The organism is Ensifer sp. BR816, from assembly GCF_000378985.1.
Taxonomy (GTDB): Bacteria; Pseudomonadota; Alphaproteobacteria; order Rhizobiales; family Rhizobiaceae; genus Sinorhizobium.
In genome coordinates, this window is record NZ_KB905371.1 from 398,435 (window position 1) to 412,156 (window position 13,722).

At 60.2% G+C, this 13,722-nt stretch carries 12 protein-coding genes and 1 riboswitch; all 12 genes read right to left on the bottom strand.

Annotated features, from left to right (window positions below):
- Positions 1 to 169 precede the first annotated feature (169 nt).
- Complete coding sequence (nodD1, locus tag RHIBR816_RS0131530) at positions 170 to 1,114, bottom strand: transcriptional regulator NodD1 (protein WP_026187657.1); 945 nt, start codon at positions 1,112 to 1,114, stop codon at positions 170 to 172.
- A 713-nt stretch (positions 1,115 to 1,827) separates the two neighbouring features.
- Complete coding sequence (locus RHIBR816_RS0131535; protein WP_018240578.1) at positions 1,828 to 2,082, bottom strand: hypothetical protein; 255 nt, start codon at positions 2,080 to 2,082, stop codon at positions 1,828 to 1,830.
- Positions 2,083 to 2,497: 415 nt separating this feature from the next.
- Complete coding sequence (locus RHIBR816_RS38745) at positions 2,498 to 2,803, bottom strand: hotdog domain-containing protein (RefSeq protein ID WP_026187658.1); 306 nt, start codon at positions 2,801 to 2,803, stop codon at positions 2,498 to 2,500.
- Entirely contained in the window at positions 2,800 to 5,142 is a 2,343-nt protein-coding gene (gene metE, locus RHIBR816_RS0131545; RefSeq protein WP_018240579.1) for a 5-methyltetrahydropteroyltriglutamate--homocysteine S-methyltransferase, read from the bottom strand. The genes RHIBR816_RS38745 and metE overlap by 4 nt, the downstream gene beginning before the upstream one ends.
- A gap of 97 nt (positions 5,143 to 5,239) precedes the next feature.
- A riboswitch (cobalamin riboswitch) is annotated at positions 5,240 to 5,451 on the bottom strand.
- Between the two features lie 118 nt (positions 5,452 to 5,569).
- Positions 5,570 to 5,782 carry a Tn3 family transposase gene (locus tag RHIBR816_RS37795; RefSeq protein ID WP_157628304.1) on the bottom strand — a complete coding sequence of 71 codons (213 nt, stop codon included), beginning with the start codon at positions 5,780 to 5,782 and terminating at the stop codon, positions 5,570 to 5,572.
- Complete coding sequence (locus RHIBR816_RS0131550) at positions 5,683 to 5,976, bottom strand: DUF4158 domain-containing protein (RefSeq protein ID WP_018240580.1); 294 nt, start codon at positions 5,974 to 5,976, stop codon at positions 5,683 to 5,685. Before RHIBR816_RS0131550 ends, RHIBR816_RS37795 begins: the two co-directional genes overlap by 100 nt.
- A gap of 501 nt (positions 5,977 to 6,477) precedes the next feature.
- Positions 6,478 to 7,467, bottom strand: coding sequence for a hypothetical protein (locus tag RHIBR816_RS0131560; RefSeq protein WP_018240582.1), 990 nt, complete (start codon positions 7,465 to 7,467; stop codon positions 6,478 to 6,480).
- Between the two features lie 2 nt (positions 7,468 to 7,469).
- A complete protein-coding gene (yhhB, locus tag RHIBR816_RS0131565; protein WP_052522774.1) occupies positions 7,470 to 9,617 on the bottom strand; it encodes a cyclophane-forming radical SAM/SPASM peptide maturase YhhB in 2,148 nt (715 codons plus the stop codon).
- Positions 9,618 to 9,632: 15 nt separating this feature from the next.
- The gene (gene yhhA / locus RHIBR816_RS0131570; protein WP_026187659.1) at positions 9,633 to 9,812 is read right to left on the bottom strand and encodes a YhhA family cyclophane-containing RiPP; all 180 of its coding nucleotides are present in this window, start codon (positions 9,810 to 9,812) and stop codon (positions 9,633 to 9,635) included.
- Positions 9,813 to 10,386: 574 nt separating this feature from the next.
- On the bottom strand, positions 10,387 to 10,728 hold the full coding sequence (locus tag RHIBR816_RS0131575) for a nuclear transport factor 2 family protein (protein ID WP_018240585.1): 342 nt from the start codon (positions 10,726 to 10,728) through the stop codon (positions 10,387 to 10,389).
- Positions 10,729 to 10,938: 210 nt separating this feature from the next.
- A complete protein-coding gene (gene cysN, locus RHIBR816_RS0131585) occupies positions 10,939 to 12,822 on the bottom strand; it encodes a sulfate adenylyltransferase subunit CysN (RefSeq protein WP_018240587.1) in 1,884 nt (627 codons plus the stop codon).
- On the bottom strand, positions 12,822 to 13,721 hold the full coding sequence (cysD, locus tag RHIBR816_RS0131590; protein WP_018240588.1) for a sulfate adenylyltransferase subunit CysD: 900 nt from the start codon (positions 13,719 to 13,721) through the stop codon (positions 12,822 to 12,824). The genes cysN and cysD overlap by 1 nt, the downstream gene beginning before the upstream one ends.
- Position 13,722 lies beyond the last annotated feature (1 nt).

The window sequence follows — 13,722 nt, forward strand, 5'->3', positions numbered from 1 at the left end:
ATGTGGGACAGGATCGTTCAGCCACGGTCGACCCGAACAACTGGTCTCAATCGGAAGATCCGTCGAGCTGTCCACACGTTGGGCAATGTCGCAGACACACTTTCGGCGAGAAACGATTTTATTCGACAGGCTGTTTGTGCGATGATCAGATGGCGACAGGCGAGTAGATTCAGGAACGCTCGAGGCGTCCCTTGGCCCGACGCGTAGAACCCATGCGGGACGCCTCCTGAAATAACACCTCCCGCATCCAGAGGCTTGCCTGATCACTATTATGAAGGGCGGGCCATTGGACGGCTTGGGTGAAGGTCGGAAGGGGCAGCGGAAGTTCGACGATCCGCAACGGTATTGTTTTTGCGAAATGCTTGACCAGCCGCAAGGGCATGGTCGCTATACGCTCGGTGCCTGACAGCATGGGCGGAATCATGCTGAAGCCCTGTACGACGACCTCGACTTGCCTCTTGAAGCCGTGCTCGAGCAGATACCATTCCTCGATAGAAGACGTCCGGCTATCCCCGAACTTGACCGCGACATGCCCCATCGAGATGTATTTCTCGAATGTAAGTCGCTCTGATAGCTGCTTGTTCGAGCGGCAGCCTACGCATACGAGGGTCTCGTCGAACAGTGTCGCTCTAGGATGCGCGCGCGACATGAACAACTCCGGAAAAATCAGGAAATCGGCGTCTCCGCGCCGGAGGCAGTCATCGTGGTTGTCGGCAAGAGGTATCAATTCGAAGCCGACGGAGGGCGCTTCCCGGGCAACACGCTCCACGACCTTTTCAAAAAAAACGAGTGTGGCGTAATCGGAAAGAATGATCCTGAAGCGGCGATCCGATTGGGCTGGGCAAAACGGGTCCCAGGAAATGATCGAGACTTGGATATGCAGCAGAGTTTCGCGGACCGCGGGGGCAAGCCGTTCCGCACGTGCTGTCGGGACCATTTCGCGTCCAACCATCGTAAAGAGGTCGTCGTGGAAATAGGTGCGTAGCCTGCCGACGGCCGCGCTCATGGCCGGCTGACTGAGGTTGATGCTGCGTGCCGCCGCCGTGAGGTTACGCTCGGTCATCAAAGCGTCCAGCGCGACGAGGAGATTGAGATCAAGGCCCTTGAACCGCATGTCTTCATCTATCCGTCGCGAGGTGGCGAGAAGGGTGACGCGGCTTGGCATCGTGCAGTTCGAACCCAGAGACATCAGGCAAAGGCTTGCCTTCATCCCAGCGTATCTGCCGCCGACCAGGAATTCGTTTTAAGCAAAGGAAATGGAGGGCCATGAGCACGACCGAGCTAACTGCATGGAAGAGATGGGCAGACGAGGTTAAAGCCGGCGGCAGGGCGGCTCTGATTTTCGTTGATAGACGCTGCCCATCTGCAAGACGCCGGGCGGAACCGCCGCTCTCATTAAACGGCTCCGCCTGTGGCGGCATATTGAACTAGACCATGCAGGCGACCTCGAAACCTGCGCCAGCGCACGCCGGCCGCGCGCAAACGCGGTTTCGGACGTCCGCGTCCAACGAGAGGGGGAGCAGAGTGGGCTGCGGGAGTCCACTAGTGCTTCAGCCTCCGCCGGCGCCTCCAAGTCCTGGATTGGGCAGGGGGGAAGATCAGCGACACGACAAGCCTGGTGCCGGCAGCGCCTGCAACGAGTCCGAGCGTCACAGCGATAGCGAGAAGAGCATTGTGATTCATTTGTGTGGCGCCTCGCCCGATGTTCTACGTTGAAATTGAACCAGAAGTGCACTTTCAAGACCTCGTCGTTCGGGGCGCCGAAGAACCAGGAATTCGAGCGACACGGCCTGGGCTCACAGGACATCACAGGAAAGTTCCCGCGCCTCAGCATGACGATATGCAACTCGGGGGCTCGACGACGACGACTTTCGAAGGACGTGTAACCTTCTCGCTCTCCTCGCGGTCCGCTACACCGAAGCGATAGGAGAAAGCGCCGCCGCCCGTTCCCGAGGCCAAAGAACAACCGGCGCCGAAGCGCGTCACGATTCGATCGGCTTTCATGGGACCACCCGGCGTGCAGACGTCGTCGGATTTGAGGACCTTCTGGTATTGCGCAATGACAACGGTGAGCTTCGCCATCTTACCCCTGCGGCTTCTCTAAATGAGAGCTGGTTCGCCTCCTCCTACCGGTCACGGCCGGCAGGACCTGATTGGGGACGGAGCGGATTACAATCCGCCGCCATCCAGTGTTGGAATCTTGCGCGACTATAAGGTCTGGTCGCGCAGAGGGGCCTGAGTGCCCGGGCTTCGTCAATGCAGCATTACGCGAGGTGGGTAAAATCGATTGTATGGATGGAATCCATTCGCGCTATGGATGATGAAGACATGCGTTTCCAAGAAAGAGCGGCGAGGACCATCCTTAGCCCGTCATGCCGAACTTCCTGGATTTCGTCAGGAAGCGCAGGCAGGCTCCAGTCCTTCGGACGACCGTCGTCGGGGACGGCTACCATATGGAAAACGCTGCGGGTGCAGAGGCTCGGCCCCGACGGTCGTCTCAGCCGTCATCCCGACCTCGACCGTCAACGATCGATGGCCGGCCCAGATCGGTCTTGCGGTGAACTCGACGATCTCGCCGATACGCCGGCTTCCTGAAATCGACCCTTTCGCAGGAGGCGGTCACGAACGGAACCCGGCCAAAACGGCTTGCAGCAATGAAGGTGACCCGATCCATCAGGGCAAGGCCAGCGCCGCCGAACAGCGTGCCATGATGGTTCGTATCGCCGGCAAAGACGATATTGATGAGCGTAGTGGGAGCCGGCCCGCCGCCCGGCTCTCCCTGGGATGGAAACTCCCGCTTCATGCCCCGGCGATCCTTTGGTCATCATGCGCCAGCGTGCTCCGTAGCTCCCTGGCGGCGGCGACCATGTTCACAAGCGCCGGACGAACCTCCTCCCATTTTCTGGTCTTCAGGCCGCAATCCGGATTGACCCAGAGCTGGTCGTCGGCCAGGCGCTGACGCGCCAGAGACAGGAGGTCCGTCATTTCCTTGACCTCAGGCACGCGCGGTGAGTGAATGTCGTAGACGCCGGGGCCTATCTCGTTCGGGTACTTGTAATTCCGGAAGGCATCCAATAGCTCCATCTTCGACCGTGACGTCTCGATGGAGATTACGTCGGCATCCATCGCGGCGATGGCTCCGATGATGTTGTTGAACTCGGAATAGCACATATGTGTGTGAATCTGGGTGCGGTCCGCGACGCCGCTCGCGCAAAGCCGGAAGCACTCGACCGCCCAGTCGAGGTAGGTCTTCCAGTCCTTGTGCCGGAGCGGCAATCCTTCACGCAACGCCGCTTCGTCGATCTGGATCATACTGGCACCCGCCTTCTCCAGGTCGACCACTTCGTCACGGATTGCCAGGGCGATCTGCCGGCACGTCTCGCTACGCGGGATGTCGTCACGGACGAAGGACCAGTTCAGTATGGTGACGGGACCGGTCAGCATCCCCTTGACGGGCTTGTCGGTGAGGGACTGGGAATATTGCCACCAGCGGACCGTCATCGGATTGGGCCTGGAGACGTCACCGAAGATGATCGGCGGGCGCACATAGCGCGAGCCATAGCTCTGCACCCAGGCGTGCTGGGTGAAGGCGAAGCCGGAAAGCTGCTCCCCGAAATACTGCACCATGTCGTTGCGCTCGAACTCGCCATGGACCAGCACGTCGAGGCCGATCTCCTCCTGCCAGCGAATGGCGGCCTCGGTCTCTTTGCGGAGGAAGGCCTCGTAATCCATGTAGCTCAGCGCGCCCTTGGCATGATCGGAACGGGCCTTGCGGACTTCCGGCGTCTGCGGGAAGGAACCGATGGTCGTCGTCGGAAATGGCGGCAGTCTGATCGCCTCCGACTGGATCGCCCGGCGCTCCGCAAACGCACTCTTGCGCCGCTTCATGGCATCGTTGACCCCAGCGATATGGCCCTGGACCAGCGGATCGTTAACCTTCGGCGAGGAGGCCCGTGCGGCAGTCGTCTTCGACGCAGCGCTAAGTTCCGCCCGAACGGCGTCTTTCCCCTGGGTAAGCCCGCGACCCAGTATTGAAAGCTCATCCAGCTTCTGCGTCGCAAAGGCCAGCCATGACTGTAGGTCAGCATCAAGCCCCGTTTCGAGTTCCAGATCGATCGGAACATGAAGGAGCGAGCAGGATGGGCCGACTTCGATATCGCGGGCGGCGGCAATCGGCTCCAGCCGATCGATGATCGCCGACAAGTCAACTCGCCAGATGTTGCGGCCGTCGATGACGCCGAGCGACAGGACCAGATCTTTGCGGGCGACCTTCAATGCCTCGTCGAGCTGGTCGGGCGCGCGCACCAGATCGACATGAAGACCAGCAACCGGCAGATCGGCAATGGCGGCCAGATTGTCGGCAAGACCACCGAAATAGGTTGCCAGCATTATCTTCAGGTTCGGCACGGTTTTCGCCAGTACCTTGTATGCGACAGAGAAAGCATGGCGCTCGCCCTCGGTCAGGTCGAGAACGGCGACCGGCTCGTCGATCTGCACCCAATCGGCTCTGGCCGCGGAAAGGCGGCGCAGCAATTCCTCATAGATCGGCAGCAACTTCGGTAGCAGGTCGAGCGGTTTGAACGTCGCCGGGCGGGCCTTGGCGAGCTTGAGGAAGGTGACGGGTCCGAGAATAACCGGCCGCGTCGCAATGCCAAGCGCCTTCGCCTCGAAGAAATGATCGACGGGCTTTTGAGACGTCAGGGTAAAGTCCTGACCATCCGAGACTTCCGGCACCATGTAGTGGTAGTTCGTGTCGAACCACTTGGTCATCTCCAGTGCCGGCACACCGTCACCATGACGGGAGTGGCCGCAATTCGCATGGCTGTCACCCTGACTGCCGCGCCCCATCGCGAAATAGGTGTCGAGATCGACCGGCCCGCTCTTCCAGCCATAGGCCCGGGGGATCGCGCCGACCATAACCGCCGTGTCGAGCACATGGTCATAGAATGAAAAATCGTTGGAGGGGATGACATCAGTCCCCTTCTGCTGCTGGAGCCGCCAGTTGTCAGCCCGCAGCCTGGTCGCGACATCGAGCAAAGCGGCCCGATCGGTCTTGCCGGACCAGTAGGATTCGAGCGCGAATTTGAGCTCTCGATGCCTTCCGATTCTGGGAAATCCGAGATTTGCAGTCTTGATGGTCATTTCCTTACCCCGAGGTTATGGGCAAGGCATTGGCTGACGCATCGACGAAGGGCACGGGTATGCCGATCGCAAAGCGGCACACCGGGACACCCCGCCCGTGGACGTTATCTATCGCGGCAGGTCTCCTGACTTGCGGGTCATCACCGCCATCCGTCTTCCCGAGGCGTCTTCCTCAGTGACATCCTGGATGAACGGCTCTCCGCCTACAGTTGCGGGGGCAGTTCCGGCATGGGTGCAGGACGCACCGTCACCGGATTCCCTCTTAGCTCCGGACCAGAGATCCAAAGAACCACGATGCCGCCACAATGGCAGCGCTAGCGAGCTTGGTCAATGACATAAAGGCATGGTTATGTCGTTATGCTATTGTTCTGTCCGTGTCTACGCGGCCGATCTCACGTCGAAGTCAATTCGCCGCGCGAGATCGAGATCAAAGGCGCCGTAGGGGTTGATGTGGGCGTAGATGAGCAGCGTCAGCCCCCGGGTAGTATTCGACGGCCATACGTGTCGCCCAGGTCGGGTCAGTCAGCACGTTCTGCATCATCAGGGTGTTGACGTTCTGCAGCAGGTGCAAAGCCAGGACCGATATTTTCTGGTCTTCGAGCCGGTTCGTCGCGACCTCGCCGCTCTTGCCGAAGAAAATGAAGCCGTTGGCTGTTCGGCCAAATAGGCGACCGGTTCCGCCGCGACATCACCCGCATGTTCGGCGAACCGGCCGGCAAGGCGGACGATCTTCAACTGCGCGGCAAAACCAAGCCGGGTCCGCGGTGGTTTCGATTCGATCAGCGCCAGTTCGTCAAAGTTCAGGCGGCAGACAGGAATCACTGCGGTCAGCATCGGCGTGTCTTCCACGCAGCTCAGTTATCTTCTGTCAGCTCTGCATGGGCCTCGGCGTGCCGGCGCCAGATCATGACTTTCTGACGCTCCTCAGGCGGAGTTGCATCGACGAATCCAGCCTCCTCAGCGGCACGGGCCGAGGCGATGTTCGCTTTCTGCATATGGGCGTAGATTACATCGTAGCGGCTAGCCTGGGCGGCCTTGGCATATGCGACCCGACCGATGTGTCTCCCCTGACTGGATTGATTGAGATAGATCTGGATGGAGGCATGCACCCCGAGCGGCGAAGCGTCGATGAGATTGATGAAAACTCTCCCGCAGCGCTTGCCATCCAGTTCAATCCGCCATGCTTCCCCATCGGAACCGCCCCCGCGGCCCTTGGTCCCACGCGTCCTGACAAGCGCAACCTGCTCGGCAGAAACCGGCTCACGACGGTTGGCTCCCCGGGCGGGTCGCGCAGTGGACCGCAGTCTTTTCGGTTTCGAGCGCGGTTCGCCAGGCCTAACCATCATTCAAGCCCAGCCCGTCCAGGAGACGCCGGTCGGCCTCCTCCCAGAATTCTGCCGGAAAGAAGCCCGGCGAAAACGCTATGACAACATCCTCAATGCGGGAAGCTATGTCGGGAGTGCTCAAGACCCCAGCCAACTCGTCAATGCGCGCCATGATGATGTCACGGGCCGGATCAAGCCGAGCCGCATGGAGCGACCAATCACTATCCCCATCGTACCGATTGTTGAAGTAGTCGAGGTCGATGTGGAGAAGCAAGCGGCGACCTTCGGTGCCTGCGAGCCATTCGTCAAAGCTTGAGGTAAGCAGGTATGTGGACGGTCCGGCGCGCTGCCCCGTCGGGTGTAGCGTGATGGTGGGACGGAAGGCGTGAGCGTCGAGCAGAGTGTCGACCAATAGACCCGGCTCGAACATGTAGGCCTCTGTGGACCGGACTTTGGGGGGCTGACACAAATGTCGAACTTCGCATCGGGGAAAGCGATGCACAAAGGGCGTCATAAAGCTCCCCATGCCGATGGCCCCGCTGGCGATCGCGTGTGCCACGGAAATGGGGTCCGTCAGCGCGAAGGGTTCACTGCTGATGAGGTCGTACCAGCCACCTCTGCCTGCGCGCAGGCGCGGGGAGCCCAGATCGCGGTGATCGTCGACGTGAAGAATGATCGGCGCCACGTCACGGTCGGTTTGACGCAGCATCCATTCGCTCCAGCTGGCGAGCGTCCAGCTGTCATAGAGGCAGCGCAAGAGTTTTCCGCTTCTGCGCCGCGCCTCGAACATGGTTTCATACCGGACGCCGTCACCCCACCATGCGAGCCCGGTGGCAAGCGCAGGATCAACGTGACGCCACGGATCAGCTGGCCAGGCCAGGGTCAGCTCCCATGCGTCGCCGCAATCTGCGGCAGTCGCATCTTTATCGCAAAAATAGTCGCGGAGGGCGGCGTGGCGCTCGGCCGGATCGGACGGGAGAAAGCCGCGTGCGACGCGCATGATCAGGCCGCGACCGGTGCCTGAAGGCTCGCGGCCTCGAGGACGTCAGTCAAGGCCACCCCAAGGGGCGTGAGCTCACACTGGCGCAGTGTAGCAATGCCGAGCTGAAGGTTTCGCTCGGTGTCGCGAAGCTGCTTTGCCGCACGGTCTTTCATTCGAGCAGGCCCATGGGCGAGAATGTGCTGCCATAGGCGTTGCAGCTCGACGAACACGAAAACGGCGTGGAGCAGTCCAGAGGGCGGTCGCAAGTCGGCCCGCCACGGAGACACCACCCGCGGCGCGAAGCGGCTAGCCATAGGGCCGAACCGTTCGAGCAGGTAGAGCTTCTGGTGGCGATGCTCGTGGACCAGTGAGTCCGCGAGGTCAAAGGGATCGATTGGCTCGTCGCCTTGCATAACCGACACGAACAAAGCGCCGGGCACGGAATCATCACTAAAGGAGACGATCTTTTCCGGGTCAGCCGTGGGATCGCGAATAAATTGGACCGCTCTACAGGCGGACAGCATTTCGTCGGCAAGGGCGGGACGCCAGCTCTGGACGATGGCGAAGGCTTCCTCAACGACCTGACGCGCAGCCGCTGCGACATTGTCACGCTCGAAAATAATCTGGTCTCCGAATGGAAGCCGTAGCCAAGCATCGTTTTGTGCAATGTCCCATGTGTTGTCCGTATTGGGGTCATCCCTGCCCACAACGTCTTTTAAATAGTCGATGTCCGCCAGTACCGGCCTGCCGTCAACGTCGTGGATGTGGCGGCCCTGCGTTTGTGCCATGAACGCATGGCTCCAGGCGACCACACCCGGCCGTCGGGCGAGGCGGGCAAAGGCGTCGTCATCAAGCTCAACCAGTTGTTGCGCAATCGCGATAGCGTCAGGACCAGCCTTGTCCAGTTCCGCCAACACCTGCCGCAAGCGTTCGATGTAGGCCTGATCGGCATCCTCTCGCAGTACCGCCATAGCCGCTCCGGCCGTTTCTGCCCGCTCGAACTCGCTCAGGTTAAATGTTGCCGAAAGCCGGTTTGAGAGGTCTTCTTCCTGGGCGGTCAGGTCTTGCACAAGGCGTGCCTGAACGTGAGAGATCAGGGCGAACAGCTCGCCGCAATAAACCGACGGATTGTTGAATCCAGCCACGCTGAAGCGGTGCGGAACCGACCCGCCTCCGCAAATATCGACGACCTGGCAACTGAGACAGCTTTCGCTGAGGCCGCCCTTGGTTAAGAGGGTCCGGTGTCGCTCAATCACAGGCGATGCGGCGGCTGCGGAAATCGCCGTATCTCTAACAGAGCCATGCAAATCCGAGATGCCATCGCCAACGATCTTCAAGACATCCAAATCATGATAGCCGCCGTCGGTTTCGATCGATAGAAGATTGACGTCACCAAAGCCGAAGGCATCGGTTGCCGACGGCAGGCCTGCTGCTACATCGAGGAGGGCTTCGAAAGTCCGAAGCGGGATATGTGGATAACGGTCGAACCAGCAATCGAAAGCTCGAAGGAGCCAGTCTTTGTAGATGTCGGGCTCTGCCTCCCGTCCCGGCGGAGGGCGCACATGATGTGCATCCGGAAGAAGCAAATCGAGTTTCGGCGGATTGATGTCATTGAAGAATGCGAGAAGGTCCTCGGGATCGGACCTGGCATCGATCACCGCGATCACACCGGCAAAAATCTTGGGATGGGCTTCCAGCCGACGATAAGCCTCCATCACCTTCTCGAAACTTGATCGTCCCTTCCGCGTAGTTCGATGCCGGTCGTTGTCTTCCTTGGAGCCGTCGAGGCTCAGAGACACCGAAATGTCGGCCGCCTCGAGAGCCAGCAGGATTTCCTCGGTAAGGAGCAGACCGTTCGTTTGCATCGCGAAGTCCAGTTTCACCTCGGGCCCCACCGCGATGCGGAGTTGTTTGGCAAAACCAGTGATCGTTTCGACACCGGCCAGCAATGGCTCGCCGCCATGAAAGATGACCACGGCCCTTCGCAGGCCTTCACCTCGGGCGTACTCGCCCAGCCGCTCGGCGAACGCCATTTTGGTATCAGGAGACATGGTTTTAGGCATGGATCTCCAGCTCTGATCGGCGTGGTGATACACGTAACAATAGTCGCAATCGAGATTGCAGCGGGAAGCTATTTTGACCAGAAACGACGTTATACGCGCCGTCACGGCACCATCGCTCCGTTACGAGCGATTGTGTCGATGATGCATGCGGTCGTAGCTGGTGATTACTTCGCTGGCCTCGGCATTGGCGAGCACGCGGCTACGAAGCCTTTGGACGGCCGGGTTAAGCGACTGGCTGCGCAGAACGGAGGTTTTCACAGTCTCATCCGCGACTTTTTCTTGCTTCTGAACGACAGGCATTCCCGGCTCCTCAATTAGCAATAGAATTACATTTATATCCTTCGCGGTAAGTTGCAATATCTTTCGAGCACGGTCGCGGTCTAAAATGATCGCCGGTAGAGTGGCAGCTCATATTTTTCTCGGAAGGGCGCAGGTAACCACCAATGCGTGCAATCTCGAAAAGCTCAGAGGGGCTGCAAAGGACTTGAGCCAAGTGACAGGGACGTCGTCTTGTCCGCGGGCGGCATCGCAAAAATCCGGAACCGGGGGCAGCGCTCATCGACGCCGCCGTTTCGACTTTCGGCAGTCCCGGCGTGTCGATCAACAACGCCCGGCCCCTTCAATCGGAAGCCGTTCATCCAACTGACGGAAGCGGGCTGCAACGGCAGGTCGCCGCCAATGATGAGGGACAAAAGGGGCTATCGCGACAGGCTCGATGTGAGCGATCCAGGCGATTGACGCGCCCTCGGCGGCCTTCTCGGCGGCGCACGCCATCAACCGTCTAACTGTCGTTGGAGCGCCATCAACATGCTCTTCCCCATTTGCGAGCACTTCAATATCAACGTCAGGCTCTGGAAAGAGCAAACCTCGCCATTTATTGGATTGGAAGACTTTGCAGGGATGCAAGTTCGTCCCAAAAGGCAAAGGCGATGCGACTATCGCGGACAGCGAAGGCGCCACATCCTCGCCGGCCCGAGGGATCGCGCCATTCGATTACTGCGCTAACACCTATTTCGTATATGATCTGTGGAATGCAGGTCATTCCCGCCACCGCGAAATCCTGCTCGAACATTTTTTGGATTGCAGAGCGACCTTCGACAGAGCGCTGATTTGCCGGAAGGTGCACGGCATCTTCACGATAGAGTTCTGCAACGGCGACCGCGTCACACCTGTTGAAACGTCTAACCCACTCTTCGACCACCTCACGCGGCTTCATCAGGATGTTCCTTTCCGTCGTGGTAGCATCATAGGAGCACGTCTGAAACACGGCGCCTTGACAGGGATAGGAGCACTCGACAACGCCATCGTCAGTCCTTCAAAAAACTCCGCGCGCCCTTGCAAATCACCATGTCGTGAGCATCATAGACATCGAGGATTGCCGCTCCCGCGTAGCGCTCGACGCGTTCCAAGAACTCGCAATGGGGCGTCATTTCTCCTCCATCCGCTGGTCGAGGAACTCCTCGATCTTCAGCGCCAGCGCGACCGGGTCCACTTCGACCGTCTTCAGATGCAGTTCCGGGCTCTCCGGCACCTCATAGGGCGAGGAGACGCCGGTGAAGTTTGCGATCTTGCCGGCCAGCGCCTTCTCATAGAGCCCCTTCGGGTCGCGGCGCGCGCACTCCTCGATCGGCGTGTCGACGAAGATCTCGATGAACTCGCCCTCGTCCATCAATTCGCGCGCCATGCGCCGCTCGTCACGGAACGGCGAGATGAACGAAACGAGCACGATGAGGCCGGCGTCGGCCATCAGCTTGGCGACCTCCGCCACGCGGCGAATGTTCTCGACACGATCCTCCTCGGTGAAGCCGAGATCGCGATTGAGCCCGTGGCGGACATTGTCGCCGTCGAGCAGGTAGGTGTGCTTGCCGCGCGCATGCAGGATGCGATCGAGCGCGTTCCCGATCGTCGATTTGCCGGAGCCCGATAGCCCGGTGAACCAGAGCACGGTAGCGCGCTGGCTCTTCATCGCGCTGCGTGCAGCCTTGTTCACTTCGAACGCTTGCCAGTGGACGTTGTCGGCGCGGCGAAGTGGGAAGTCTATCAGGCCGGCGCCGACGGTGGCGTTCGTCACCCGATCGACGATGATGAAGTTCCCGGTCGCCCGGTTGTCCTTGTAGGCGTCGAAGGCGATCGGCACCTGCGTCGAGATGTTGCAGACGCCCACCTCGTTCATCTGCAAGGATTTCGCCGCTTCACGGGCAAAGCTGTTGACGTTCACCTGATGCTTGAGCGTGGTGACTGTGGCGCTGACGCTGTCCGTCTCGGTCCTGAGGATGTAGCTCCGTCCAGGGAACATCGGGCTCGCATCGAACCAGATGACATGCGCCTGGAACTGGTCGGCCACGAACGGCCGTGCGGCCGGGGCCACCAGCATGTTGCCGCGCGAGGCATCGACCTCATCGGCAAGCACGAGCGTCACCGCCTCGCCCTCCCCCGCCCTTTCGAGGTTCCCGTCATAGGTGACGATCGCCTTGACGGTGGTTCGCTGGCCGGATTTCGCGACGACGACAGGATCGCCGACCGTAACATGGCCGGAAGCGGCCTGGCCGGCATAGCCGCGGAAGTCTGCGTTCGGCCGCAACACCAGTTGAACCGGGAAACGGAACGGTTTCTCCTGGGTGGGAGGATCGACTTGCACCGTCTCCAGATATTCGAGCAGTGCGGGCCCCTTGTACCACGAGGTGTTTGCCGACGCCGAGACGACATTGTCGCCATAGCGCGCCGAGATCGGGATCGGCCGGATGCTGGCAAAGCCAAGTTCCCTGGCGAAGGCGAGATAATCGGCGACGATCTCGTCGAAGACCTGCTGGCGGAAGTCGACAAGGTCGATCTTGTTGACTGCCAGCACCACATGGCGGATGCCGAGCAGCGACGCGATGCAGGAGTGGCGCCGGGTCTGCTGAAGGATGCCCTGGCGGCCGTCGATCAAGATGACGGCCAGGTCGGCCGTCGAAGCGCCCGTCACCATGTTGCGGGTATATTCCTCGTGGCCGGGCGTGTCGGCGACGATGAATTTGCGTTTCGACGTGGCGAAATAGCGGTAGGCGACGTCGATGGTGATGCCCTGTTCGCGCTCGGCTTCAAGACCGTCGAGAAGCAGCGAGAGGTCGATCTCCTCGCCATTGGCCACCCCGACGCGTCCCAGATTGGCCAACTGATCCTCGAAGATCAGCTTCGCGTCGTAGAGCAAACGCCCGATCAGCGTCGATTTGCCGTCGTCGACGGAGCCGCAGGTGATGAACCTGAGGATCGATTTGTTGTCGTGCTCGGCGAGACGTGCCTCGATGTCATGCGGCGGTATGGACAACATCAGAAGTACCCCTCGCGCTTCTTTTTCTCCATTGCTCCGACCTCGTCCGTATCGATCAGGCGGCTCTGCCGCTCCGATGTGCGGACCGTCAGCATTTCCCGCAATATCTCTGGAACCGTGGCAGCCTCGGACTCCACCGCGCCGGTGAGTGGATAGCAGCCGAGCGTGCGGAACCGCACGCGCTTTTCGATAACTTCCTCCTGGGGTTGGATCGGCATGCGGTCGTCGTCGACCATGATGAGCATGCCGTCGCGGTGCACGACCGGCCGCCTGGCCGCGAAATAGAGCGGCACGACCGGAATGCTTTCGCGCAGGATATACTGCCAGATATCGAACTCGGTCCAGTTGGACAGTGGAAAGACCCGCATCGTCTCACCCTGACCGACGCGCGTGTTGTAGGTCTTCCACATCTCGGGGCGCTGCCGCTTCGGGTCCCAGCCGTGCTGTGCGCTGCGGATGGAGAAGATGCGCTCCTTTGCGCGCGACTTCTCCTCGTCGCGCCGCGCTCCGGCGAGTGCCGCGTCGAAGCCGTGCTTCTCCAGCGCCTGCCTGAGCGCCATCGTCTTCATCACGTGCGTGTGCACGTTCGACCCATGCGTGAATGGGCCGATGGCCTGATCGACGCCGTCCTGGTTGATGTGCACGAGAAGATTGAAACCGTGCTTGCGCGCCATCCGGTCGCGGAACGCGATCATTTCCCGGAACTTCCATCTGGTATCCACGTGCAGGAAAGGAAAAGGCGGCTTTGCGGGAAAGAACGCCTTCATCGCCAGATGCAGCAAGACCGAGGAGTCCTTGCCTATCGAATAGAGGACGACCGGCTTCGAAAATGTCGCAGCGACTTCTCGAATGACATGAATGGCTTCAGCTTCAAGCCGCCGAAGATGGGGAAGAGACATA

What these genes read in the sequence shown, in the direction of transcription:
- nodD1 (WP_026187657.1), bottom strand. Translation starts at nt 1,114, where the DNA reads ATGCGGTTCAAGGGCCTTGATCTCAATCTCCTCGTCGCGCTGGACGCT.
- RHIBR816_RS0131535 (WP_018240578.1), bottom strand. Translation starts at nt 2,082, where the DNA reads ATGGCGAAGCTCACCGTTGTCATTGCGCAATACCAGAAGGTCCTCAAA.
- RHIBR816_RS38745 (WP_026187658.1), bottom strand. Translation starts at nt 2,803, where the DNA reads ATGAAGCGGGAGTTTCCATCCCAGGGAGAGCCGGGCGGCGGGCCGGCT.
- metE (WP_018240579.1), bottom strand. Translation starts at nt 5,142, where the DNA reads ATGACCATCAAGACTGCAAATCTCGGATTTCCCAGAATCGGAAGGCAT.
- RHIBR816_RS0131550 (WP_018240580.1), bottom strand. Translation starts at nt 5,976, where the DNA reads ATGCTGACCGCAGTGATTCCTGTCTGCCGCCTGAACTTTGACGAACTG.
- RHIBR816_RS0131560 (WP_018240582.1), bottom strand. Translation starts at nt 7,467, where the DNA reads ATGCGCGTCGCACGCGGCTTTCTCCCGTCCGATCCGGCCGAGCGCCAC.
- yhhA (WP_026187659.1), bottom strand. Translation starts at nt 9,812, where the DNA reads ATGCCTGTCGTTCAGAAGCAAGAAAAAGTCGCGGATGAGACTGTGAAA.
- RHIBR816_RS0131575 (WP_018240585.1), bottom strand. Translation starts at nt 10,728, where the DNA reads ATGAAGCCGCGTGAGGTGGTCGAAGAGTGGGTTAGACGTTTCAACAGG.
- cysN (WP_018240587.1), bottom strand. Translation starts at nt 12,822, where the DNA reads ATGTTGTCCATACCGCCGCATGACATCGAGGCACGTCTCGCCGAGCAC.
- cysD (WP_018240588.1), bottom strand. Translation starts at nt 13,721, where the DNA reads ATGTCTCTTCCCCATCTTCGGCGGCTTGAAGCTGAAGCCATTCATGTC.